21 protein-coding genes and 1 pseudogene are annotated in these 25,066 nt (G+C 62.3%); 12 read left to right on the top strand and 10 right to left on the bottom strand.

All coding sequences use genetic code 11. From position 1 onward, the window contains the following. Nucleotides 1-4 precede the first annotated feature (4 nt). Nucleotides 5-457, bottom strand: coding sequence for a MarR family winged helix-turn-helix transcriptional regulator (locus AC5STB_RS09845; protein WP_495442728.1), 453 nt, complete (start codon nucleotides 455-457; stop codon nucleotides 5-7). Nucleotides 458-623: 166 nt separating this feature from the next. Here AC5STB_RS09845 and AC5STB_RS09840 point away from each other — a divergent pair. Beyond that, a pseudogene (locus AC5STB_RS09840) lies at nucleotides 624-2,528 on the top strand (Orn/Lys/Arg family decarboxylase). A gap of 70 nt (nucleotides 2,529-2,598) precedes the next feature. On the opposite strand, the gene AC5STB_RS09835 reads toward AC5STB_RS09840, so the two are convergent. Then, entirely contained in the window at nucleotides 2,599-4,983 is a 2,385-nt protein-coding gene (locus AC5STB_RS09835) for a thiamine pyrophosphate-binding protein (protein WP_495442727.1), read from the bottom strand. Between the two features lie 10 nt (nucleotides 4,984-4,993). Beyond that, nucleotides 4,994-6,196, bottom strand: a complete 1,203-nt coding sequence (locus AC5STB_RS09830) for a methionine gamma-lyase (RefSeq protein ID WP_495442726.1) — start codon at nucleotides 6,194-6,196, stop codon at nucleotides 4,994-4,996. 116 nt (nucleotides 6,197-6,312) lie between these two features. Between AC5STB_RS09830 and AC5STB_RS09825 the strand changes: the two genes are divergently transcribed. Next, complete coding sequence (locus AC5STB_RS09825) at nucleotides 6,313-6,771, top strand: Lrp/AsnC family transcriptional regulator (RefSeq protein ID WP_495442725.1); 459 nt, start codon at nucleotides 6,313-6,315, stop codon at nucleotides 6,769-6,771. A gap of 103 nt (nucleotides 6,772-6,874) precedes the next feature. On the opposite strand, the gene AC5STB_RS09820 is transcribed toward AC5STB_RS09825, so the two are convergent. Then, nucleotides 6,875-7,570: a GntR family transcriptional regulator gene (locus AC5STB_RS09820; protein WP_495442724.1), complete on the bottom strand. Its 696-nt coding sequence runs from the start codon at nucleotides 7,568-7,570 to the stop codon at nucleotides 6,875-6,877. A gap of 134 nt (nucleotides 7,571-7,704) precedes the next feature. On the opposite strand from AC5STB_RS09820, the gene AC5STB_RS09815 reads away from it, so the two are divergent. Both AC5STB_RS09815 and AC5STB_RS09810 read left to right on the top strand, forming a co-directional pair. Next, entirely contained in the window at nucleotides 7,705-8,403 is a 699-nt protein-coding gene (locus AC5STB_RS09815) for an aspartate/glutamate racemase family protein (RefSeq protein WP_495442723.1), read from the top strand. Between the two features lie 22 nt (nucleotides 8,404-8,425). Beyond that, a complete protein-coding gene (locus AC5STB_RS09810) occupies nucleotides 8,426-9,793 on the top strand; it encodes an NCS1 family transporter (protein WP_495442722.1) in 1,368 nt (455 codons plus the stop codon). Between the two features lie 70 nt (nucleotides 9,794-9,863). Here AC5STB_RS09810 and pbfA read toward each other — a convergent pair whose 3' ends face one another. The 4 genes from pbfA to AC5STB_RS09790 form a co-directional block, all read right to left on the bottom strand. Beyond that, nucleotides 9,864-11,210 carry a (R)-1-hydroxy-2-aminoethylphosphonate ammonia-lyase gene (pbfA, locus tag AC5STB_RS09805; RefSeq protein WP_495442721.1) on the bottom strand — a complete coding sequence of 449 codons (1,347 nt, stop codon included), beginning with the start codon at nucleotides 11,208-11,210 and terminating at the stop codon, nucleotides 9,864-9,866. Between the two features lie 79 nt (nucleotides 11,211-11,289). After that, a complete protein-coding gene (gene phnY, locus AC5STB_RS09800; RefSeq protein ID WP_495442720.1) occupies nucleotides 11,290-12,738 on the bottom strand; it encodes a phosphonoacetaldehyde dehydrogenase in 1,449 nt (482 codons plus the stop codon). Nucleotides 12,739-12,755: 17 nt separating this feature from the next. After that, nucleotides 12,756-14,000, bottom strand: a complete 1,245-nt coding sequence (gene phnA / locus AC5STB_RS09795) for a phosphonoacetate hydrolase (RefSeq protein ID WP_495442719.1) — start codon at nucleotides 13,998-14,000, stop codon at nucleotides 12,756-12,758. 20 nt (nucleotides 14,001-14,020) lie between these two features. Next, complete coding sequence (locus tag AC5STB_RS09790) at nucleotides 14,021-15,208, bottom strand: 2-aminoethylphosphonate--pyruvate transaminase (protein ID WP_495442718.1); 1,188 nt, start codon at nucleotides 15,206-15,208, stop codon at nucleotides 14,021-14,023. A 116-nt stretch (nucleotides 15,209-15,324) separates the two neighbouring features. On the opposite strand from AC5STB_RS09790, the gene AC5STB_RS09785 reads away from it, so the two are divergent. From AC5STB_RS09785 to AC5STB_RS09750, 8 genes are all read left to right on the top strand, one after another. After that, entirely contained in the window at nucleotides 15,325-16,230 is a 906-nt protein-coding gene (locus tag AC5STB_RS09785; RefSeq protein ID WP_495442717.1) for a LysR substrate-binding domain-containing protein, read from the top strand. A gap of 245 nt (nucleotides 16,231-16,475) precedes the next feature. After that, the gene (locus AC5STB_RS09780) at nucleotides 16,476-19,190 is read left to right on the top strand and encodes an EAL domain-containing protein (RefSeq protein ID WP_495442716.1); all 2,715 of its coding nucleotides are present in this window, start codon (nucleotides 16,476-16,478) and stop codon (nucleotides 19,188-19,190) included. A 144-nt stretch (nucleotides 19,191-19,334) separates the two neighbouring features. Further along, nucleotides 19,335-20,216, top strand: coding sequence for a protoglobin domain-containing protein (locus tag AC5STB_RS09775; protein ID WP_495442715.1), 882 nt, complete (start codon nucleotides 19,335-19,337; stop codon nucleotides 20,214-20,216). Nucleotide 20,217: 1 nt separating this feature from the next. Then, entirely contained in the window at nucleotides 20,218-20,574 is a 357-nt protein-coding gene (locus tag AC5STB_RS09770; protein ID WP_495442714.1) for an STAS domain-containing protein, read from the top strand. After that, a complete protein-coding gene (locus AC5STB_RS09765) occupies nucleotides 20,571-20,987 on the top strand; it encodes an anti-sigma regulatory factor (protein WP_495442713.1) in 417 nt (138 codons plus the stop codon). Before AC5STB_RS09770 ends, AC5STB_RS09765 begins: the two co-directional genes overlap by 4 nt. Further along, entirely contained in the window at nucleotides 20,978-21,625 is a 648-nt protein-coding gene (locus AC5STB_RS09760) for a SpoIIE family protein phosphatase (RefSeq protein WP_495442712.1), read from the top strand. Before AC5STB_RS09765 ends, AC5STB_RS09760 begins: the two co-directional genes overlap by 10 nt. 5 nt (nucleotides 21,626-21,630) lie before the next feature. Then, nucleotides 21,631-22,866 (top strand): sensor histidine kinase, encoded by a 1,236-nt coding sequence (locus tag AC5STB_RS09755; protein ID WP_495442711.1) that lies wholly within the window; start codon nucleotides 21,631-21,633, stop codon nucleotides 22,864-22,866. Between the two features lies 1 nt (nucleotide 22,867). Further along, a complete protein-coding gene (locus AC5STB_RS09750; protein WP_495442710.1) occupies nucleotides 22,868-23,269 on the top strand; it encodes a response regulator transcription factor in 402 nt (133 codons plus the stop codon). 146 nt (nucleotides 23,270-23,415) lie between these two features. On the opposite strand, the gene AC5STB_RS09745 is transcribed toward AC5STB_RS09750, so the two are convergent. Both AC5STB_RS09745 and AC5STB_RS09740 read right to left on the bottom strand, forming a co-directional pair. Further along, a complete protein-coding gene (locus tag AC5STB_RS09745) occupies nucleotides 23,416-24,378 on the bottom strand; it encodes a methylenetetrahydrofolate reductase (RefSeq protein WP_495442709.1) in 963 nt (320 codons plus the stop codon). Next, entirely contained in the window at nucleotides 24,378-24,950 is a 573-nt protein-coding gene (locus tag AC5STB_RS09740) for a methylenetetrahydrofolate reductase C-terminal domain-containing protein (protein ID WP_495442708.1), read from the bottom strand. Before AC5STB_RS09740 ends, AC5STB_RS09745 begins: the two co-directional genes overlap by 1 nt. Nucleotides 24,951-25,066: the final 116 nt, after the last annotated feature.

Genomic DNA, 25,066 nt, shown 5'->3' with positions numbered 1-25,066 from the left:
AGATTTACAGTTTGGCGACGATGCGTGGTTCATCCTGCAGAAGTTTGGCGGCGGACTGGCGCAATTCAGCCAGTTCGCCATTCGTCAGCTTGGCCTCGAAATAGGCGGCGTTCTCCTGTGCAATGGGCAGCACCGCTTGCAATGCCGCCTGCCCCGCGGTCGTCAGCGCCACCCGGATCGAACGGCCATCGCCATCGCCGCTGCGGCGGGTGATCAGCCCGCGCGCCTCCATCTGCCGCAGAGCGCGGGAGGTGGCGGTGCGGTCGATGCCGATAAAGTCCGCGATCTCCGAGGGGGTGGCCAGACCCTCCTCCCCCGCGGCCAGCAGCACGCACCACGTTACCCGCGTCAGCCCGTATTCGGCGATGCGCTGTTCAAAGCGGCGTTCGATCACACGCGCTAGCATGGTGATCTGGTAGCCAAGGGATTGATGAAGGTGAAAGCGATGCTGAGTCATAGTAATTGACAATGTCAATTATATGCCCAGCAAAAGCCAGCGAATTCTTCACATGCCCTCTTGGCAGCGGACTTGGGTGGACCTAACGCGATCTGCGCCCTGCGAGGCGTTGCATCATCGCAGGCAGCCTGTATCGTCAAATCAGGCATGCTGTCAGGAGAACAGCATGAAATTCCGCTTTCCCATTGTCATCATTGACGAAGATTTCCGCTCCGAGAACTCCTCAGGCTCCAGCATCCGGGCGTTGGCCCAGGCCATCGAGGACGAAGGATTCGAGGTGCAGGGTGTCACCGGCTACGGTGACTTGTCGCAATATGCGCAGCAGCAGTCCCGTGCCAGCGCCTTTGTGCTGCCGATCGACGACGAGGAATTTACGCCCGGCCCAGACCTGGACCCGGCGATGGTCGCCCTGCGCACCTTCATCGAGGAAGTGCGCTGAAAGAACGCCGATGTGCCGATCTATATCTACGGCGAGACCAAGACCAGCCGCCACCTGCCCAATGACATCCTGCGCGAGCTGCACGGCTTCATCCATATGTTCGAGGACACGCCGGAATTTGTCGCGCGCCACATCATCCGCGAGGCGAAGGGCTATCTGGAGAGCATCCAGCCCCCGTTCTTCAAGAAGCTCTTGGATTACGCCGAAGACGGCTCCTATTCTTGGCACTGCCCGGGGCATTCGGGCGGCGTCGCCTTTCTGAACAGCCCGGTCGGGCAGATGTGCCATCAGTTTTATGGCGAGAACATGCTGCGGGCGGACGTCTGCAACGCGGTGGAGGAGCTGGGGCAGCTCTTGGACCACAACGGCGCGATTGAGGCGTCGGGACGCAACGCGGCGCGGATCTTCAACGCCGATCACTGCTATTTTGTGACCAATGGAACCTCGACCTCCAGCAAGATGGTCTGGCATCACACGGTCGCGCCGGGCGACGTGGTCGTGGTGGACCGAAACTGCCACAAGTCGATCCACAAGCTGCTGGCAGGCATCAGCCAGGCCAGCCATGTGCTGGTGCAGGACAGCGAGGAGACCAAGCTGGACCGGCATATATTCAACGAGGCGTACCTGATGCACACCTCCACCAGCCCGCAGTATTCGATCATCGCCAGCTGCGACGTGGCGGCAGCGATGATGGAGCCGCCGGGCGGCACCGCGCTGGTCGAGGAAAGCATCATAGAGGCGCTGGATTTCCGCCGCGCTATGCGCAAGGTCGATGAAGAGTACCGCGCCGACGACTGGTGGTTCCAGGTTTGGGGGCCCGAGGATCTGGCCGAGGACGGCATCGGCAGCACCAACGACTGGGTTCTGAGGAAAACCGATGCCGACGGCGTGCAGGCGGGCGGCGAGGACAGCTGGCACGGGTTTGGCGACATGGCGCCGGGCTTCAACATGCTGGACCCGATCAAGGCCACCATCATCACCCCGGGCCTCAACCTGGACGGCCGGTTCGAGGACTGGGGCATCCCGGCCTCGATCGTGACCAAATACCTGGCCGAGCATGGCGTGGTGGTGGAGAAGACCGGGCTTTATTCCTTCTTCATCATGTTCACCATCGGCATCACCAAGGGCCGCTGGAATTCGCTGCTGAGTGCGCTGCAGCAGTTCAAGGACGACTTTGCCCGCAACCTGGCCGTGCCGCGCGCGATGCCGGAGTTCTGCACCAGTCAGCCGCGGTATGAGCAGATGGGCCTGCGCGACCTGTGCGAGCATGTGCATGCGCTGTATTCCAGAAACAACGTGGCGCGGCTTTCGACCGAGATGTATCTGAGCGACCTGACCCCGGCGATGAAGCCAAGCGACGCCTTCAGCCATATCGCCCGGCGCACCACCCAGCGGGTGCCCATTGATGATCTGGAGGGGCGCATCACCACCAGCCTGGTGACCCCCTACCCGCCTGGCATTCCGCTGCTGATCCCCGGTGAGGTATTCAACAAAAAGATCGTCGAATACCTGAAGTTCAACCGCGCCTTCGGGCGGGAATGCCCGGGATTCGAGACCGACATTCACGGGTTGGTGCAGGAGACCGGCCCCGACGGGCTGACCCACTACTTCGCCGACTGCGTGGCGGAATAACGCAGCAGGCGGCCGCGTTTCCGCGCGGCCGCCTCTGAATGCTTTTGGGCAGCAACAGCCCGCGGCGCCTTTACCCGGCCGGCACCGCGTTGCTGACCCGTTTGCCGGCGGTCAGCCCGTTCACCTTAGCCACGATGGCCGCGGCATCCAGCCCATGGTGGCGGTAGAGATCGCCGATGGTGCCGGTCTGGCCGAAATGCTCGACACCCAAGGGCACGGTCTGGTGGCCGGCAACCCCACCCAGCCAGGCCAGCGTCGCCGGGTGGCCGTCGATCACGGTGATCACCTTGCAATGCGGCGGCAAGCCGCCCATCAGCGTCTCGATATGGGACTTGGCGGCGTCATTGCCGCGCGAACGCGCCCGCTGCGCCGCGGTCCAGCCTGCGTTCAACCGGTCGGCGGAGGTCACCGCCAGCACCCCCACGTCGCGGCGGCTTTCGCCGATGATGCCCGCGGCCTTGATCGCCTCCGGCGCCACCGCGCCCTGGTAGGCGATCACCACATCGCAGTTCGGCCCCGGCTTGCGCAGCCAGTAGCCGCCGTCGATGGCCCCCTGGCGGAAGTCCTCATCGGCGCGCCTGCCGGGCTGCTCCATCGGGCTGGTGGTGAGGCGCAGATAGACCGATCCGCCGGTCTCATCGCGCAGCCAGGTGCGCTCATCCGGGTCGCCCTCTCCGTCGCGCTGCATATAGTCGAAGGCCCATCCCATGATCACCGCCAGCTCATCGGCAAAGGCAGGCTCAAACGCCGCCAGCCCGTCCTGTGACATGCCGATGAGGGGCGTGCCGATGGACTGATGCGCGCCGCCTTCGGGTGCCAGGGTGACGCCCGACGGCGTGCCGACGATCATGAAGCGCGCATCCTGGTAGCAGGCGTAGTTCAGCGCATCGAGGCCGCGGCAGACAAAGGGGTCGTAAACCGTGCCGATGGGGATCACCCGCTTGCCGAACAGCGAATGCGACAGGCCTGCGGCGCCCAGCAGCAAGAACAGGTTCATCTCTGCGATGCCCAATTCCAAATGCTGGCCCTCGGGGGCAAAATTCCATTTCGCGGTGGAGGGGATGTGGTGCTCGATGAAGGCATCCTGCTGCACTTCGCGGGCAAACAGCTTGCGCCGGTTGACCCAGGGGCCAAGGCCGGTGGTTCCGGTCACATCGGGCGAGGTGGTCAGAATCCGTGCTGCCAGTTCGCTGTCGCCCTTGGACAGATCGTCGAGGATCTTGCCGAACGCCATCTGGGTGGAGATTTCGCGGGTTGTGCCGATGGCAATTTCAGGCACCGGCAGCGGCGCGTCGAAATGGCGGCGGGGGCCTTCGGCAAAGAACGGCACCTGGCGCAGGAAGCCCTGCAGCGCGGCAGGGTCGGGAACGGTGGCGAAGGGGTCCCACTCCTCGCCTTCTGCAACACTCATATGGGCCTGCCACTCCGCCATCTGGGCCTTGGTCATCAATCCGCCGTGGTTGTCCTTGTGGCCGGCAATCGGGGTGCCCCAGCCCTTGACCGTATAGGCCAGGAAGCAGACCGGACGGTCATGGTCGATGGCAGCGAACACATCCGCCATCGTCTCGACGCAGTTGCCACCGAGGTTTTCCATCAGCTCCGCCAGTTCATCATCGCTGCGCTTCTCAATCAGCGCGCTGACATCGCCCTGGTCGCCCAGATCATCCAGCAAGTGCTGCCGCCAGACCGCGCCGCCCATGTAGGTGAGTGCGGAATACTGCTGGTTCGGGCAGGCGTCGATCCAGGCGCGCAAGCGCTCGCCGCCCGGCTCCTTGAACGCGGCGCGCTGCAGCGCGCCGTATTTCACCCGCACCACGTCCCAGCCGAAGGCGTCAAAGACCTTCTCGATCCGCTCGAACAGCCCCTCGCGGACGATGCCGTCCAGCGACTGGCGATTGTAGTCGATGATCCACCAGGTGTTGCGCAGACCGTTCTTCCAGCCCTCCTGCAGCACCTCGTAGATGTTGCCTTCGTCCAGTTCGGCGTCGCCCGCCAGCGCCACCATGCGGCCGGTGCGGGCGTCCTGGCCCCAGTCCTTGGCGGTTATGAAATCCTGCACCATCGAGGCCAGCGCCGTGATCCCGACGCCAAGGCCGACAGAGCCGGTGGAGAAGTCCACGTCATCCACATCCTTGGTGCGGCTGGGGTAGCTTTGCACCCCGCCGAAGCCGCGGAAGTTTTCCATCTTCTCGCGCGTCTGGTTGCCCATCAGGTACTGCATCGCGTGAAAGACGGGTGAGGCATGCGGCTTCACCGCTACCCGGTCACCCGGTTTCAGCGCCGAGAAATACAGTGCCGTCATGATCGACACCATCGACGCCGAAGACGCCTGATGCCCCCCGATCTTGATCCCGTCCGCCTTGGGGCGGATGTGATTCGCGTTGTGGATCATCCAATGCGACAGCCACAAGAGCCGCTGTTCGATGGTCTTCAAGTGGGTCAGATCGGGGCGCATGGCTTTCTCCTTACTCGGCGGCGTGCTGCACGGGGGCGGGCAAGGCCTGTTCCAGATCGGCCAGGATGTCGGCCACATCCTCCAGCCCCACCGACAGGCGGATCAGCCCGTCGCTGATGCCGTGCTCGGCGCGTTCTTCCGGGGTGTAGGTCGAATGGGTCATCGAGGCGGGATGCTGGATCAGAGTTTCCGCGTCACCCAGCGACACCGCCCGCTGGATCATCTGCAAACCGTTCATAAAGGCGATGCCGCCCTGCAGGCCGCCCTCAACCTCAAAGGCGATCATGGCGCCGGACTGCGCCATCTGGCGCTTGGCCACATCGGCCTGGGCAAAGCTCTCGTGCCCCGGGAAGGACACTGTTTTCACCGCCGGGTGGGCGGCCAGATAATCCGCCACGGTGACGGCAGAAGCGCAGTGGCGGTCCATCCGCAGCGCGAGTGTCTTGAGGCCGCGCAGGATCAGCATGGCGTTAAAGGGTGCCATCACTGCGCCGGTCATGTCCTTCATGCCGACCAGACGGATTTCACCGATCTGTTCGGCGGTGCCCACGACAAGGCCCGCCACCACATCGCCGTGGCCGCCCAGGTATTTGGTGGCGGAATGCAGCACGATATCGGCGCCCAGCTCAATCGGGCGGGTCAGATAGGGGGTGGCATAGGTGTTGTCGACCACCACCTGCGCGCCTGCGGCATGGGCGATCTCCGCCGCCGCGGCGATGTCCACCAGCCGCATGTTCGGGTTGGCGGGGGTCTCGAAATAGACCACGCGGGTCTTTTCTGATACTGCCGCGCGCAGATTGTCCATGTCGGTCATGTCCACATGCGTGATGGTGACACCCCATTTCGCCAGCCCGTGGCGCATGAAGGCGAAGGTGCAGCCATACAGCGTCTTGTCCACGATCACCTCGTCACCGGGGCTGAGCAGCGTCCACAGAACTGCGGTGATGGCACCCATGCCGCTGCTGAGAGCCAGGCCTGCCTCGGCGCCTTCCAGCGTGGCGATGCGCTGCTCCAGCAGATCGCAAGTCGGGTTGGAGATCCGGCTGTAGATGTGGCCCTGGCGTTCGCCCGCGAACATTTCGCCGCCGGCCTCAGCAGTGGCAAATGTGAATGTCGAAGTCAGGTGCAGCGGCGGCGTCAGCGCGCCTTCGTTGTCCTGCGGGTCGTAAGCGTAGTGAATGGCACGTGTGGCAAAGCCGCCGGAGGTTTTCATGGGATTCTCCTGTCTGATGTTACAGGCATCATCCGACTGTTTCACCGGCAATGGATTGCGAAGTATTTCCCGATGGTTATTGATGTTGGCAGATTCTGCCAAAAAGGGGCGCAAAAATGGATAGTAAGGACCGCCAGATCATCCGCGCCCTTCAGCGTGACGGCCGGATGACCAACCAGGATCTGGCTGAGACTGTGAACCTCTCCCCCTCCCCCTGCCTGCGGCGGGTGCGCAATCTGGAGGCGCAGGGGGTGATCCAGGGCTACAGCGCGGTGGTCGATGCCAAGGCTTACGGGCTGCCGATCACCGTCTTTGTCCGCATCAAGCTGGAGCGGCACGGAGAGGCGGATGTGAAGAATTTCGAGCGCAAGATGCAGCTGATCGAAGAGGTGTTGGAGTGCCACGTGCTGACCGGCGCGATGGATTACCAGTTGCGGGTGCTGGTGCCGGATCTGGAGGCCTATGAGGAATTCATCCGCAACCGCATCCACCCGGTTGGCGGCATAGCCTCCATCGACACCAGTTTTGTCTATGGAACGGTCAAGCGGACGGCGGTGTTTCCGCCCGCCCGCTGAGGCCGGACGCCAGCAGGCGCAGCCCGGTTTCGGACAGCGGCTCAGCTGGGCCGGGTTCCCCCATGCTCAGAAGATGGGCCTCAGGCTCGGCCTAGCGACTGCCTTACTTGGCAGACGGTGTGCTGCGCGGCACCATCAGCTGCTCCTGCAGGCTCATCGGTGCGGCGGGCGGCTCGTCGAAATTCAGCCCGGCCTCCAAGTGGCGAAGATGCTCGTCGGCCAGTTGGACGAGTGTTTCGGTATCGCCTGCCTCCAGCGCATCGACGATACGGTCATGCTCATCCTCGGCGCAGGAGGAACTGCCGGTAGGGGAATAAAGCCCCAGGATCAGCGTGCTGCGCATGGTCAGTTCCGACAGGAACCGCTCCAGCACCAGGTTGCCGGCGATCTGCGCAATCCGCATATGGAACTGGCGCGAGGCGCGCAGCTCTGCCGGTTTGTCGCCCGCTTTGCGCGCCGCGGCTTCCTCCAGGATGTTGCCGCGCAGAAAGGCAATGTCGACTGCCGCGGCCTGCCCGGAGGCATGGCGCGCAATGGTCCGCTCGATGGCGCGGCGGGCCTGGAAAATGTCGCGTGCCTCCTTGGGTGACGGCGTCATCACAAAGGCGCCGCGGTTCGGGCGCAGCTCCACCACCTGCTGTGCCGCCAGCGAGGCCAAAGCCCGGCGCACATTGGCGCGGTTGCAGGAAAACAGATCGCTCAGCGCCTGCTCGCCCAGCTTGGTGCCCGCTGGCAGCCGCTGTTCGGCAATCGCGTCGAGAATCGCATTCACGATCAGATCTTCGGGAGAATCCCTCATGGAGCCTCAAAAAAGTTTTCCTGCGCCGCCGCAACTTAAGGGCCGTGAGGGTGCTTTGCAATGCCGCCGCAGCCCGTCCGGCTTGACGTGTTACCAAATATTGTTAACAATAAATGACAACAAAGGAGGAGCGCATGAAAATCCTGGTCGTCAATCCCAACTCGACCGAGTCGATGACGCGGAAGATTGTTGAGGCTGCTGAGGCCGCCGCCAGCCCCGGCGTCACCATCATGGGGGCCACAGCGGCAGGCGCGCCCGCCAGCATCGAGGGCCATTTCGACGAAGCGATGTCGCTGCCCGGCCTGTTGGCGCAGGTCGCCGCAGGCGAGGAACAGGGCGTGGACGGCATTGTCGTCGCCTGTTTCGACGACCCCGGCATCGGTGCCTGCCGCGAACTAGCAACCGGCCCGGTGCTCGGCATCTGCGAAGCGGCGGTGAAGGCGGCCAGCATGCTGGCAACCTCCTTCACCGTGGTCACCACCCTGCCCCGCGCAGTGCCGGTGATCGAACACCTGATCCATGGCTACGGTCTCAGCCACCAGTGCCGCCGGGTGCGCTCCGCCGCGATCCCGGTGCTGGCGCTGGAGGAAGAAGGATCTGACGCGCGGCAGAAGATCCGCACCGAGATCCTGCGCGCCATCGAGGAGGACCATTGCGAAGCGGTGGTGCTGGGCTGTGCCGGCATGGCCGATCTCACCCAATGGCTCAGCCAGGAGACAGGCATTCCCGTCATCGACGGGGTCAGCGCCGCAACGCGGATGATCGAGGCGCTGGCAGGCTGCGGCCTGAAGACCAGCAAGATCAACGCCTATGCGCGCCCCAACCGGAAATAATGGTATCGTCAGGGAGGACAACATGACCATGAACGCAGAACTGGAAGCCGCGGCAACCGGCGGCATCATAGAGGACCACAGCAGCAAGGGGATCGGGGAGGAAAGCCTTGCACCGCAGCAAACCCGGATCATGGATCCGTGGTCCTATCTCTTTGCCTGGCTCGGCGGCTGCGTGTCGATCGGCACTTTCACCATCGGCTCCGGACTGGTGGGCACGCTGAACCTTTTGCAGACCTTCGTGGCCATCGCCATCGGCTGCGGCGTGATCGGCGCGGCGCTGATGATCAATGGCCAGGCCGGCCATAAATACGGCATCCCCTTCATGGTGCAGGCGCGCTCCGCCTTCGGCTTTGCCGGCACCCGCCTGCCCGCGCTCGTGCGTTCGGTTCCGGCCATCGTCTGGTTCGGCTTCCAAAGCTGGATCGGCGCAGGCGCGCTAAATCTCGTCTCCGACACGATGTTCGGCTATGACAATATCGTGGTGTTCTTCATCGGCTTCCAGCTGTTGCAGATCGGCCTGTCAGTGCTGGGCTTTCACGGCATCAAATGGCTGGAAAACATCGGCTCGGTCTTCATCATCGGCTCGCTCGTCTACATGTTCTTCAGCGTGATCAGCAAATACGGCGAGGAGATCTCTGCCAATCTGGTCAATGTCGAAGGCACCTGGGGCGCGCCGTTCTGGGGAGCCACCATGCTGTTCCTGGGCATCTACAGCACCATGATGCTGAATGTGTCGGACTATTCCCGCGAGCTGCGCCGCAACGTCGGCCCGTTCCGCCAGGTGGCGATATATGCCAATTCGATCCTGCCCGCGACGCTGTTCATGGGGCTGATCGGCCTGATGGTTTCCGGCGCCACTGGCGAGGTGGACCCGATCAAGGTGTTCTCCAGCGCTGTCGACAACAAGCCGCTGCTGGTCATCACCCTATTGTTCATCGCCTTTGCCCAGGTCACCACCAACATCCTGAACAACGTGGTGCCGCCGGCCTATGCGCTGATGGATATCTTCAAGATCAAGTTCAAGACCTCTGCGGTGATCGTCGGCCTGCTGGCCTTCGCCACCTTTCCTTGGGAGCTGGTCAAGGACGAATCCGCCGCTGGCCTCAGCCTGTTCATTCAGACCTATTCCGCCTTCCTGGGCCCGATCTTTGCGATCCTGGTGGTGGACTACTTCGTGCTGCGCAAGCAGGAGCTGGACCTGGATAAGCTCTATGATGAGACCGGACCTTATCAGGGTGTGAACTGGGCCGCGGTGATTGCCATGGGCATCGGGGTTGCGGCGGCGCTGATCTTCTCCGGCATCTCCTGGTACGCCAGCCTGCTGCCTGCCGGTGTGTCATACTACCTGCTGATGCAACATCTTCCGGCCGCCAAGCGGTTCCTGGACTGACTGCAAAACACCAGACAAATGGAAAACCCCGCCAATGGCGGGGCTTTTTCATGCGCCGGGCAAGGAAGCGTCAGCCAGCCGCCTTGACCTCGGCAATCACGATGTCCAGCGCCCGGTCCAGATCTTCGCGGGAAATGGTCAGCGGCGGCGACAGCGTCAGCACGCTGCCCTGGCTGATCTTGTAGCTGAGACCCGCCTCAAGACAGGCGTAATAGATCTGTTCTGCCACGGCGATGCCGGGCGCCATAGTCTGGCGGTCCTCGACGATTTCCACCCCGAACATCAGCCCGCGGCCTCGGATGTCGCCCACAACCGGTACCTGGCTGAGCGCGTCGCGCAGCCGTTCCAGCGCGTGGCGGCCCAGTTCAGCGGCGCGTTCCACCAGCCCTTCCTCCTCAATGATCTGGAGCGTGGTCAGGGCGGCGCGGGCGGTGACCGGGTTTTTCTCATGCGTGTAATGGCCGATGGCAAAATCACCGCACACATCCAGATCACCCCGCGCCACGCAGGCGGCAATGGGCAGAATGCCACCGCCCAGCGCTTTGCCCAGCGTCACGATGTCCGGCACGATCCCGTCGTGCTGAAAGGAAAACATCTGCCCGGTTTTGCCCAGCCCGGTGGGGATCTCATCCAGGATCAGCAGCACACCGTGGCGGTCGCAGATCTCGCGCACTGATTTCCAGAACCCCGGCGGCGGCACGTTGGGGACCGCGCGCATCGCCTCGGCAATAAAGGCGCAATAGTCGCCGTCGCGGCCCAGCACATAGTCGATCATCCGGGCACAGGCTTCGGCGCTGGCTTCCAGTGACTTGTGGCCATAGGCGCAGTTCGACGGGCTGAAGGGGGCCACATGCTCTGTTCCCGGCAGCAAGGGGCCTGCGATATGGCTGCGGAATGTCGCCTCGCCCCCGACCGATGCAGCGCCGAAGCCCGCGCCGTGGAAGGCATCCCAGAAGCTGAGGGTCTTGAACCGCCCGGTTGCGGCGCGGGCGATTTTCAGCGCCACCTCATTGGCGTCGGATCCGCCGGTGGTAAACAGGGTCTTGCCCAGGTCTCCGGGGGTGATTGCCGCCAGCTTCTCCGCCAGTTCAACCGCAGGCTCATTGGTAAAACGGCGCGGCGCGAAGGGCAGGTCGTCCAGCTGCTGCTTGATCGCGGCGACCAGCTTGGGGTGGCCATAGCCCAGATGGTGCACAGAGTTGCCGTGGAAATCCATGTAGCGGCGGCCGTCCATGTCCTCGATCCAGATACCCTCGGCCTTGGCGATGGTGCTGACGCAGGGGCTGGACAGGCTCTGGTGCAGGAAGGCATCCGCATCCCGCTCCAGCAGCGGTGCGGAATTGGGGCCGATGGATGTTTTCAGCCAGGCCTTGCGGGCCTCGGACGTGTTGGATTCACCTTCCGTATGGACGAGCATGTGGTGCCTCCGTGCAGGGGGTCAAAAGAGAAAGCTAAAAAGGCCGGGGCCAGGTGGAGCCAGCCCCGGCGGGCCGGCGTTATTCCGGCCAGGGGAGTGAGTAGGTCTTCACGTTGGTGAAGAATTTCATCGCCTCAATAACGCCTTCCTTGACCCCGTTGCCGGAATCCTTGATGCCGCCGAAAGGGGACATCTCGATCCGGTAGCCGGGCTGCTCCCAGATGTTGCAGGTGCCCACGTCCAGACCGTTGATATAGGCAATCGCCCGGTTCAGATCATTGGTGCAGACACCCGACGACAGCCCGAACTCGGTGGAGTTGGAGATCCGCATCACCTCAGCGTCGTCATCCGGCACACGGACGATGGGCACGATGGGGCCAAAGGTCTCCTCCATCACCAACTCGCTGTTGTGCGGCACCTTGTCGACCACGATGGGCGGCAGCAGCGCCCCCTGGCGGCCAGGGTGATAGAGAATCTCCGCGCCCTCGGCCTCGGCCATGTAGACGCGTTTCTCGAACAGCTCCGCCGCCTTGTCGTGAATGACACAGCCCAATTCCGTTTCCGGATCCTGCGGATCGCCGAATTTGATCTTCTGCGCTTTTGCCAGGACCATCGGCACAAAGCGGTCGGCGACGCTTTCCTGCACCAGGATGCGCTTAATCGCGGTACAGCGCTGGCCGGAGTTACCAGTGGCACCCGCCACGGCAATGGCCGCTGCCTTTTCCAGATCGGCGTCCGAGAGGTCATTCAGCACGATCAGCGGGTCGTTGCCGCCCAGTTCCAGCGCCTGGCGCTTGTAAACGCCCTTCTGGGCAATCATCTTGCCCACCGGCACGCCGCCGGTGAAAGTGATGATGTCGATGTTTTCATTGGTGATCATCTCATCGCCAATGTCCTTGGGCCAGCCTGTGACCACCTGGAACATCTCCGGCGGCAGGCCCGCTTCGTACAGGATGTCAGCCAGCGCGATGCATGTGAGCGGCGTCAGCTCGGTCGGCTTGCAGACCATGCAGTTGTTGGTGGCAATCGCAGGTGCGATCTTGTGGCTGACCATATTCAGCGGGTGGTTGAACGGGGTGATCGCCGAAATCGCCTTGACCGGTTCGCGCTTGGTGAAGATCTTGCGCGCCTTGCCGTTGTGCGTCAGATCGCAGGAAAAGATCTCGCCATCGTCCTTCAGCGCCTCGGCAGCGGCAAACTGATAGACGTCCTGGGCGCGCTTGGTCTCATAGATCGCGTGCTGATGGCTGATGCCCAGCTCCAGCGTCAGCCATTTGGCCAGCCACTCGCGCTTCTCGCCGATCAGCTCCCCTGCCCGTTGCAGGATCTGGCTGCGTTCATAACGGGTGAGCTTGGGTTTGTAGTTCGCGGCAATCTCAAACGCCGTGCGGGCATGTTCGGCCTGGCCAGCTGGCACATGGCCCACCACCTCGTTGGTATATGGGTAGAGGACCGGCACGGTTTCCTCGGTAAAAACCACCTCGCCGCCGATGCGCATGCCCTCATTCCGGATGTCGATATCGCTCATCACCTGATCCTTCATGGTTACAGCGCCGCCGCCTGCGCGGCATAGAAAAACGCATCAAAGTTGCGCAGCACCGGACGTTCCGGCAGCGGCAGGACGCGGTTGCAGATGAACGGTACCTCCTGTTCGGTCAGCCCGCCATGGCTGCGCAGCGGCTCGTTCAGCGCCGCCAGGTCGTGGCGGTGCTCCGAGGTGCCGATGCAGATGTTTTCGCCGGACACCAGGATAATGTCGCCGATCCGATCGGCAGGCAGTTCGAACCGCGCCACCGCCTCCTCGCGGGTCAGCACGTCGGTGATCGCGTCATAGCCCGCGAGCCGCTCCATGATCTCTGCCCGGTCCGCACCCTCCGGCAAATAGCAGGTGGCAAAGGAGCCGAGCGCGCCGTGGTGCACCACATAGGGATCAGTGATCGGCAGGATCACCCGCGCCTGGCCCTCGCCCAGCCAGTCGTCCATCAGATCCTGCACATAGATCACGCTGGGGGAGCCGTCGGCGTGGTGCTTGGGCTTCATGCCGTGGTCGGCAGTAACCACGATGGCGGCGCCCAGCGCGTCCAGCTCCGTCAGGTACTTGTCGAACATCTCGTAGAAGGCCTTGGCCTCGGCCTGGTCCGGGCTGTACTTGTGCTGAACATAGTCGGTGGTGGTCAGATACATCACGTCCGGCGCCCATTCCTTCAGCAGCTTCACACCGGCGGCAAAGACAAATTCGCTCAGCTCTGCCGAATAGACCTCCGGTTGCGGCATGCCCAGCCATTCGCTGGCCTTCTCCTGGCCATGCTCCGCGGCGGTCGAGGTGTCTGATTTCTCCGCCGAGAAGCACTTGGCGCGGTCGCCGCCGAACTCCAGCCCCGCCCCCAGCAGTGCGCGCAGCTTGTCCTTGGCGGTAACCACAGCCACCCGCGCGCCCGCATCATAGAACGCTTTGAACACCGTGGGCGCCCGCAAAAAACGCACGTCGTTCATCATCACTTCTTCACCGGTGTCCGGGTCAATCAGGTAGTTGCCGCAGATCCCGTGCACCACCGGCGGGCGGCCCGTCGCGATCGACAGGTTGTTGGGGTTGGTGAAAGACGGCACCACCGAATGCGCCAGCCGGTCGGTGCCTTCTGCGCGCATCCGCTTGAGCGTCGGCATCAGCCCGTCGGCAATCGCCTTGTCCAGATACTCCGGCTCGCAGCCGTCCAGGCAAATGGCAATCGCGCAGGTCTTGGGCACATCATAGGCGCGGCCGTTTGCCACCACGGGGGATTGAATGGTCATGTTTCGAAGTCCTTTGTGTCTCAAGCAGCCAGTTTGGCGCGTTCTTCCAGCGCCGCGGCGGGCGGCGCGGCATTGGCGACGCCCATTTCAGCGAGTGTTTCCTTGGCGGCATCAACAACCTGCCGCATCACATGTTCATCCATCTGCCCAATGCAGCCGACGCGGAAACTGTCCACAACCGTCAGCTTGCCCGGGTAGATGATAAAGCCCTTTTCCTTCATCAGGTCGTAGAAGCGATCAAAGACGAAATTCGCATCTGCAGGGCAAAAGAATGTGACGATGATGGGTGACAGCCAGCGGTTCTGCAGCAGCGTCTCGAACCCCAGATCGCGCATGCCTGCAACCATCACGTCGCGGTTGCGTGTGTACCGGCCGCCGCGCCCTGCGACGCCGCCTTCGGCTTCATGCGCCTTCAGCGCCTCAAGGAACGCCGCCACCACATGGGTTGGCGGGGTGAACCGCCACTGGCCGGTCTTTTCCATATGCGCCCATTGCGCATGCACATCCAGGGACAGTGAATGGCTGTTGCCCTTGGCGGCCTCCAGCTCTTCCTTGCGGGCGATGACAAAGCCGAAGCCTGGCACGCCCTCAATGCATTTGTTAGCCGAGGACACCATCGCCTCGTAGCGGATCTGCGAAGGCTGCAGATCGATGGCGCCAAATGCCGACATAGAGTCGATCAGCAGTTTGCGGCCCGCGGCATAGACGGCTTCTGAAATTTCCTCTACCGGGTTCAGGATGCCCGAAGAGGTCTCGCAGTGGATTGCCACCACATGGGTGATTGAGGGGTCATTCGCCAGAATTTGCGCCACTTCATCCCCGCGCGGCGGCAGATAATCGCCCTTGTCCAGCAGCTGGTATGCGCGACCCAGGTACTGCAGCGTCTGCGCAGAGCGCAGCCCGTAGGCGCCATTAGCCAGCACCAGCGCCTTGCCCTCGCGCGGTACGAAGGACGCCAGCATCGCCTCGACCGCAAAGCTGCCAGACCCCTGTATCGGCACGCAATCAAAATCCCCGGCGCCCTCGCCTAAGAGCGCCAGCAAGCGGCTGCGCATGTCGCGGGTCATGGCGCGAAAGTCGTCGTCCCAGCTGCCCCAGTCCCGCAGCATCGCCTGCTTCACCTCATATGAGGTGGTCAGCGGCCCCGGGGTCAGAAGATATGGTTCACCCAGAAAGGGCGGGTCGATCTGCGGCGCGGAAGCGGTCATTGCCTGTCTCCAATGCATGGTTCGAGAGCATGATTGCGCCAGCCCGGTTCATATGTAAAATTGCAAAAAACAATTCAATAATAGGCCGCGCCTATATAATATTGCAGGGACCTGACATGCGCCATTCACAGCTCAAGGCCTTTCACCATGTGGCCCTTCTGGGCGGCTTTTCCCGCGCAGCCGAAGCGCTGCATCTGACCCAGCCCGCAATTTCGGAACAGGTGCGCAAGCTGGAACAGGACCACGACGTGCTGCTGTTCCGGCGCGAAAAGAAACGGGTTTTCCTGACCAAAGCGGGCGAGGATCTGCTGCATTTCACCAAGCAGTATTTCGAGGTGGAGTTGCAGATCGAGGACTATCTGTCGGCAACGCGCGCTGCGGTCGAAGGCGAATTGCGGATTATCGCGGATTCGGCCCAGCACATGACCGGCTTCCTGGGGCCGTTCCAGAAACGCTACCCGAATGTCGTCATTTCACTGCGTGCCGGGAACACCGGCGAAATTATTGATGAGCTGCGCGCCTACAATGCCGAAATCGGCGTGGCGGGCAGCCTGTCCCCGGGCAAGGACATGAGCGTTCTGAATCTGGGCGCCACCGGAATCGTCGCCTTTGCGGCCCGCGGCCTGCTGATGGCCTCTCAGAAAAACCTCTCTTTCCAGGAACTGGCGCAGCTTCCTCTGGTGTTTCGCGAGGAAGGCTCCAAGACCCGCGAAAAGGTGGAGACAGCCGCCCGCGCACAGGGCGTTCGGCTGAAGCCCGCGATTGTCGCGGAAGGCCGGGAAGCGGTGCGCGAACTTGTCGCCTCAGGCGCGGGTATCGGCTTTGTGTCGCAGGCTGAGTTCGGTCACGACGACCGGCTGGTCAAATACAGCTTGCGCGATGCCAGCCTGACGATGAGCGAGAGCATCATCTACCTCACCCAGCGGCGCGACGTCCGGGTGATCCGTTCCTTCATGGAGTTTGCCAAGGACATTCAGGCGCAAAAAGACACCGCCGGGGGGGCCGCGCAGGCGGGTGAGTAATCCCGGTTGCACGCCCCCTATTGCAGCGGTCAGGGCGTTCAGCAGCACCAATGGCAAAAGATCGCGGCCCCCGCAGGGCCGCATTCGTATGCGCGGCCGACAGCCGGCAAACAGACCGTAAGACCAGCTTTCTGCCTGTCACAGTCTTTTTAACGTGCGCCAAGGACCGGTAGAAACGGAATTTTGACGTTTGCCCCCAAACATACCACCTGAACATGCATTGTTGCAATTTATGAGTGAAAGATATGTCTCAGATAGATGCTGCCTGGGTGCTCCTATCCGCGCTTCTGGTCCTTGTGCTTCAGTCCGGTTTTCTCTGCCTGGAATCCGGCACGGTGCGCGCCAAGAACGCAGCGAATGTCGCACTGAAAAACCTGTCTGATGTCTGCGTCGTCAGCACCGCCTTCTGGCTGACCGGTTTCGGCCTGATGTTCGGGCCAAGCACGGGCGGGCTGTTCGGCTCAGCCGGCTTCTTTCCTCAGCTTGGCAATTCCGCGGGCCACTCGGCGGCCATTTTCCTGTTTCAAATGGCCTTCGCCTCCACCGCGGCAACCATCGTCTCCGGCGCCGTTGCGGAGCGGGAGAGATTTCTGGGTTATATGGCCATGTCTGTCATGCTCGGCGCATTCATTTACCCGGTTGCCGGCCACTGGATCTGGAACGATGCCGGATGGCTGCGGCAGCTGGGCTTTATCGACTTTGCCGGCGCAACCGTGGTGCACAGCGTCGGTGGCTGGACCGCGCTTGTGGCGGTTCTGTTTCTCGGTCCCCGGCTTGGCCGCTACGGGCCTAAAAAACGGTTCTTCGAAGAAAACTCCATCTCTCTGTCGGCACTTGGCGGCTTGTTGCTGTGGGTCGGCTGGGGTGCCTTCAACGGCGGCTCGGCGCTTGCCTTCAATGCGGAGGCCGGCCCGATCATTGCCCGCACCATGCTGTCGGCAGCCGGTGCCGGGATCACCAGCATTTCCATTGGCCTGCTGGTGTTCGGCCACGTCCGGGCGGAGATTCTGATCAACGGCTTCCTGGGCGGGCTGGTCGCCGGAACGGCCGGGATCCACCTGGTGACCGGTCCGGCTGCATTTCTGATCGGCGTTGCCGGCTCGCTCATCGTCATAATCTCGCGCGATATCCTGGATGCGCTGAAGATCGACGATGTTGTCGGGGCTATTCCTGTCCATCTGGCGGCTGGCCTGTTTGGCACGCTCGCCGTGGCCTTCAGCGTGCCGTTTGAAGCGCTGCCTGCCGGAGGCCGCCTAGCGCAGCTGGGTATTCAGGCGCTTGGCGCAGCCGCGGTCGGGGGCTGGGTGATCGCCTGTACTGTGCCCCTGGCCTTCATCCTCAAAGCCCTCGGGCTGCTGCGCGCACGCCCCCGGGATGAGGTGCGAGGGCTGAACCTCGCGGAAAACAATCAGCGCAACGCGCTCCTGGAGTTGCTTGAGGAAATGAAACGGCATCAGAAGTCAGGCCTGTTCAGCAACCGGGTGCGTGTGGAACGGTCATCTGACCTGGGCGCCCTTGCCTTTCGCTACAACCGCGTTCTCGACCGGGTGGAGGATGAAATTGCTCTGCGCATGGACGCAATCCGCAAGGAGCGCATGAGCCGAGAACTGGCGGAAGAGGCCATTGACGCCATGCGCGAGGCGCAGGCCGAAAGCGCCTGGTCAGCCCGGCACGATAAGCTCACCGGCATTGGCAACCGGAAGTATCTGGAGGAAATCGCCGCTGCCCCAGTGGAAGGAATGCGGCCCTGCACGCTGGTGATCGCGCTGGACCTGGACCGGTTTAAAGACGTCAACGATACCTATGGCCACGAGGCCGGGGACCTCATACTGGTCGCAACCGCACAGCGCCTGGAGGAAAGGATCCGTGCGGGACGGGACTTTGCGTTCCGGATTGGCGGCGATGAGTTCATTGTCCTGCTGGAGTTCCTGGAAAATGAAGGCGCAGCGCAGGAATACTGCTCAGATCTGCTGTTCCACCTGCTTCAGCCGGTCAGCTACAAGAATGCCGAATTGCAGGTCGGCGCTTCCATCGGCTTTGCCCTTGCTGAAGAGGATGAACCGCTCGCCGCCACTCTGCGCCGGGCTGACTTGGCGCTTTACGCGTCCAAGGCCGACGGGCGTTCCTGTGTCAGCGCCTATTCTCCCTCGATCGGATCTGCGCATGACGAAAAAATGGACCTGATCCGCGACTTCAAATCTGCCATCAAGAACGATCAGATCGAAGTTCTGTTCCAGCCGCAGATCGACGGCCGGACAGGCGCGCTGGCAGGCTGCGAGGCGCTGGCCCGATGGAACCATCCAGACCGCGGCATTCTCAGCCCGGAACTGTTTCTGCCGATCGCAATCGAAGTGAATCTGCTGGCAGATCTCGACCGGAGAGTGCTGGACCTGGCGCTGGCGGCTTTTTGGGAGTTTGCCCGCAACGGAATCGACCTGCCCAGCATCTCGGTCAATGTATCGGCGGCGCGGCTGTCCCACCCCAGCCTGATCAAGGAGCTGAAACGGCGCCGGGACATCCCGCCCAAGGGCCTGGCTTTCGAGCTTTTGGAAACGGTGTTTCTGGACCATGTGAGCGAGGATTACGGCAGGCAGATCCAGGCGCTCAAGGAACTGGGGATCAGTATTGAAATTGATGACTTCGGCACCGGCCATGCCAGCATTGCCGGTGTTCTTGCCCTGAAACCCGACCGGTTGAAGATCGACCGCATGTTCACATCGAAAATCGATCAGAAGCCGGCCCGCCGGGATCTTATGCGCGGACTCATCGACATGGCGGCGAGCGCGGGCGCCAAGTCGGTTGTGGAAGGCGTGGAAACCGCTGCCGAGGCAGAGGTGCTGGCGGAGCTCGGTGCTGATTTCATGCAAGGATACGCCTTTGGCTACCCGATGGATCAGCAGGCGTTTACGGCTTGGGCGCTGGCCCGGCAGCAGGAGCCCCGGACGCTTCAGACCGGGTAGCGCGGACGGCCCGGCCGCTTTGGCACAGCCTCCAATTAAATTCCCGATTTTACGGCGGTTTATTGAACCTGTACGGAACACTTAATAGTTCATTAAGCGCCCCGGCAGACACTTTTTGCATTATTCTCCAGGCAAGAGGGCAGCATGAACGAGGTCATTTCTTCGACGATCCAGTCGCCAGGCGAGGGTTTGCGTGAGGTCTGGGGCTGGTTTGACGTCAGCCAGGATGACCGGGCGCGAGTGTCTGACCTTTCCGCGCTGGTTGAGCAGAACATCGATGGCATTCTGCAGGACTTTTACAACCGCGACGGCGGCTACGATCAACCCAGCAACGAACAATCCTTGGGCAGCACCCAGGAGGTTCGCGCACAACAGCGGCGCCACCTCCTGGAGCTGTTCGATGCCGGCCTTGATCAAAAGTACTTTGAAAGCCGCGAGGCAGCAGGCATCTTCAACGAGAGCTATGGGGTCTCGCCAAGCTTCTATCTGGGCTTTTATACCTATGCCATAAACCGGGTCTGCGGACTGGTCCAGGACACAGCAGAGGCACAGACGGTGCAACGGTCGCTTCGCAAGGCGGCGGCCTGCCATCAAGCCCTGACGCTTGAGGCGTTCTCCTCCGCCCGCACCGAAGCTATCGAGCAGCGCGAGCGGCAGCTGAGCGAACTGCCGACCCCCGTGCTGCGCCTGGAGGAGGGCTTGCTGCTGGTGCCTGTTGTCGGCACTCTCGACAGCCACCGCTCCCGGCTTCTGACCATTCAGATCCTCGATGCCATCCGGGATCAGAGTGCACGGGCTGTTGTGCTTGATATCACCGGCGTTGCTGCGGTGGACAGCATGGTGGCGAACCACCTGATCCAGACGATGACCGCAACCCGGCTGATGGGGGCCTATCCGGTGCTGACCGGCATCAGTTCCGAAGTGGCCCAGGCCCTGGTCAAAATCGGCGTCACCGGTGAGACGCTGAACCCGGCGGGCGATCTGGAACGCGGTGTCGCCACCGCGCGCAAGTTGCTGGACTCCTGAGGTGGGCCGCCGTGTGCCCATCGTCAGCCAGGGCGATCTGCTGATTGCATCTGTGCAGGAGGAGCTGTCGGACAGCGACATTCTGGACATGCAGACCCGCATCCTGGATGAAGTGTCCCGGCTGTCAGCTACAAGGGTCATCCTGGATGTCAGCCTGCTTGACGTTATTGACAGTTTCGGCACCCGGATGCTCTGCGATATCGCAGAATCTGTGTCCCTGCGCGGCGCCAGGATGGCGATTGTCGGCATTCAGCCCGAAATTGCCATGGCCATGGTGCTTCTTGGATTGACGCTGGACAACATCCCCACCGCCCAGAACCTCGACCATGGCATCGCCCTGCTGCGGGAAGGCGCATGAATCATCTGGGTGCCCACCCCGCCGCTCTGCTCCATCGCGTGAAGCTGGACAGCGACGTTGTCGCAGCACGCCAGATGGCCCGCCAACTGGCTGTCGAGCTGGAATTTTCCAGGCCGGATCAGGCGCTGGTGGCAACGGCGGTCTCCGAACTGGCCCGCAACATCGTCAAATACGCACAGGACGGGGACGTCGAGATCTGCGCAGTGACTGCCGGAACACGGGTCGGGATCAGGGTCACCGCGCGCGATCAGGGGCCCGGCCTGGAGGACATCGATCTGGCGATGCAGGACGGGTACTCCACCGGCAGCAGCCTCGGTCTGGGGCTGCCGGGCACACGGCGGATTGTGGATGATTTTGATATCAGCTCAGTCCCTGGCAAGGGTCTGACTGTGACGGTGACGAAATGGCGTTGAAAACAGACTGCGGCAGCATATCACTTGGCACGGACGGGGCCTGGCTGGATTGGAGCGCCGCGCAGGCCGCCAAGACGGCCGGCGCCAAATGCGGCGACGGTTATCTGCTTCGGACTATTGAGGGCAAGCTGCTGGTGGCGCTGGCAGACGGCACCGGCAGCGGGGCGGAAGCGCATGAAACCGCAAACGCCTGCCTGCACACGCTGTCGGTGGCGCGCGCTGTTACCCTTGCAGAACTTTTCGCGGCCGCGGGCGAACGCCTGCGCGGCACCCGCGGCGCCGCTCTGGCGCTGGCGCTCATCGATCCGCGCCAAGGCACAGCAGACTGGGCTGCGCTTGGTGATGTCGACGGCGTAATCAGCTCGCTGCCGCCGTATCACGGTCAAAGCACCGGCATTTTGCAAACCGGCGGCATGCTCGGAACGAAGGCGCCACGCATTTATACGCAGCGGCAGGCATTTCCACCCGGCCACCTGATGGTGCTGGCATCCGATGGTGTCTCACGCCGGTTCCGGGAGATGCCGGTCCCCGCGCAGATACCGCTGCAGGATTATCTTTGCGCCTGTATGGAGAGCTACGGCAAGTCCCATGACGACCGCACGTTGCTGGCTGTCGCACACCGGCGGAGGAACCAGTGACCGGCATGGCCCGCATTACCCTGAGAGACGAAATGGTGCAGGCGGCACAGCGGTACCAGCAGGCACTGCTGACCTACATAAACAGCGGCGATACCGGCCAGGACAGCGAGGCCTATGATGTGACCCGTCTGCAGGCTGCGCTGGCAGCCTATGTCACCAGCGGCAGCGCGGCTCATCTGAGCGAGGGTTACGAAGTTGCGCGCCAGGCCCTGCAAGCCAGAGTGCCGCTGGCGGATTTCGGGCTGTTTCATTTTGCCGTGCTGCGCGACTGCCTGAAAGCGGATGGCGCGGACGCCGTCAGCCTGGACAGGGTTGAGGATTTCTTCCTGCAAGGCATGGCCGTCTATGACATGGCGCTGCGCGGCTATGTCAGCAGCATGAGTAATCTGACCAAGGAAATCACCGAACGCCGCCGGGTTGAACAAGAGCTGCGCGACATCACCTTTGAGCTGGCGCGCCAGCGTGATGAGCTGGACCAGCAGGTGAAGAACCGCACCGCTGAGATCCGCACCCGCGCCGAAGAACTGGAACTCAAGAACCGCCAGCTGACACAGACCAACCAGGAGCAGTCTGACTTTAGCTACGCGCTGTCCCATGACCTGAAGACACCCATAAACACCATTCACTGTTTTCTGGGGGTCTTGCTGGAAGATCACGGAACCTGTCTGCAACCGGAGGCCCGGGAGCTGATCAGCGATCTGATCGGCACCGCCGGGCGGATGCGCCAGCTTGTCGACGATGTCGTGGACTATTCCAAACTGGTCAGGCACCATTTCACCCCGGAACCGGTCGATCTGAACGACATGGTCCACCGGATCCTTAAGGATATGGGGCCGCTCGCCACCAGCAGCGGTGCCAAGATCACCGCGGACCCTCTGCCTGTCATCCGGGGCAGCCCGTTCCAGATGCGGGTGCTGCTGACAAACCTGCTGTCCAATGCAGTGAAATACACCTCCGAAGGCAAGCCTGCGCAAGTGCGTGTCTCCTGCGGCCCCGCCGCCCAGCCAGGTAAGGTGCGCGTTTCGGTGACCGACAACGGGCCCGGCATATCTGAGGCAATGCAAACGAAAGTCTTCGAACTGTTCAAACGCCTGCACCGCCATGATGAATACCCGGGCTCCGGCATCGGGCTGGCGCTGTGCAAGCGGGTGGCGGAAAACCACGGTGCCGCGATCATCCTTGCGTCCGCGCCCGGCACGGGATCGGTGTTCAGCGTCGATCTTGAAGAGCAGGAGACCTAATATGCCGCCCATGAAGACCGTCTACGTCATTGATGACGAACGGATGGACCGGAAGTATGCCAAGCGCATCATCGACAAGTCGCAGCTGTTCGGCGGGGTGGAGCTGTTCGAAGGCCCCGAAGCCGCGCTGTCGCACATCCAGGGCGGTGGTGCGCGGCCGGACCTGATCTTTCTCGACATCAACATGCCGCCGATCACCGGGTTCGAATTCCTCGAGATGTACGGCAGCAGGATCCAGGAACTGGAGCCGGTGCCTGCGGTGGTGATCGTCAGCACCACGGTCAATCCAGCCGACCTGGAACGCGCAGCAAGGTTCCCGCTGGTACGAAGTTTCCTCTGCAAGCCGCTGACGCTGGAACATGTTGCAAACTCGGCGGCGTTGCTCAGCGGGCAGACCGGCTGAGGCTGAATCCCTGATTACCTCTGACACTGGCTCTGACATGGACGGCACCCAGCACAAAAAAGCAGTGCCGCCTACCGGCCTTCGTCGCGCTCAGCAGGCGGTGTAAAACAGCGCCCTACCCGGCTGGCAGTCCAGCGCCGCCTTTTCTACCTCTTGCGGGCCGCCAGAACCCCGGACTCCCTTATAATCTCAGAGACTTCATGCTCCTTGCGGTAGGCCATCACATGAACCCCGGAAACGCCAGCAATTCCCCGCATCTGCTGGATCAGCTCCACACAGATTTTCTTGCCTTCCTGCCCGGGTTTGTCCGCTTTCTCCATTCGGTCGATGACCGCGTCGGGTATATGGATCCCGGGCACATTCGAACGCATCCACTTCGCCGCCCGCGCCGAGGCCAGCGGGCCGACACCGGCCAGGATGTAAACTTTCTTGTCCAGCCCCATGTCCCGTACTCGCGCCATGAATTTTTCGAACAGGGGAACGTCGTAGATGTAATTGGTCTGGATGTATTCCGCCCCTGCCTCCACTTTCTTGGCCAGCCGTTCCGGGCGCCAGTCATAAGGCGGAATGCAGGGGTTCTCAGCCGCCCCCAGAAACAGCAGCGGCGGTTTTTTGATGGTACGTCCGGACAGGAACTTGCGCTCATCCCGCATTGTTCTGATGGTGCGCAGCAGCGACAGGGAATCGAAGTCGAATACCGGCTTTGCCCCCGGCTGGTCCCCCACTCCGACACCATCCCCCGTCAGGCACAAAACATTGCTGACACCCATGGCCGCCGCCCCCAGCACATCGCCCTGAATGGCGATGCGGTTCCGGTCCCGGCAGGAGATCTGATAAACAGGGGAATAGCCCGCACGGGTCAGCAGCGCGCTGATCCCGATCGAGGACATATGGCAATTCGCACCCGAGGCATCGGTGGCATTGATGGCGTCAGCAACCTCCCCAAGCGGGCGCGCGGCTTCATACACATCCGCCGGGTCCGCGCTGTCCGGCGGGTTCAGTTCCGCCGTGATCGCAAACCGGCCGGAGCGCAACACCCGTTCCAGCCGGCTGTGTGACACATGGCCTTCGGGCGGTGCAGAGTAAGGCTGAGGCAAGGCGTGATCCATCATTTCTTCCCCTGCTGAGCCTGTTCCGGTTCCTCCGCCAGCGGCGCCGCGGAAGGTTCATTTTCCCGGGCATCGGGAAAGGCACTCGCAATAGCCGTGCGGCGTTTCTCCCGGGCTTCACGCAGATGAGCGGCTTTCTCCCTGCTCACGCGCAGCCATGACGAAGACCCTTCGAGGTTGCGTTCGACCGGTGGCAGCACCGCCGCAATCTGCGCCCCGCCCTTCATCCGCGACGCGCCGTCCCAGGCCAGCACCCACACGCATTTCATCTCTGGCTTGACTTCACAATATCCGCCTGGCCTCACTCCGCCGCAGGGGCCGTTGCGCAGCTGCTTGGGGCAATTCATCGGGCAAGACATGCCGGTCGATGACAGCACGCATTGCCCGCACATCTTGCAATCGAACAGCACGGTCTTGACGCATTTCTCCACAAAGGCGATGGGGCGCTCGACCCGGTTGTATCCGATTGTCGCGAGCAGCGGATCCAGAGCGATCATAACCTTTTCCACGCGCTTGTAGATCCACTCAAAGCTGCGCGAATGGCGAATAGCAAACAGACGAATTCTGTACACCGTGCTCCCCCTTTTGCCGGCCCGCTTACAAGCTCTTGTTCGTTACCGGAGGCCGCATTTGAACTTTAACTGGTCTTTGCGCCTTTAGTCTTCATGTTTCTGCTGTCTGCAAACTG

It is taken from the genome of Leisingera sp. CC-HEC093 (assembly GCF_059429195.1).
Note: the sequence above shows the minus strand (reverse complement) of the source record. Positions and strands in the feature narration are given on the sequence as shown.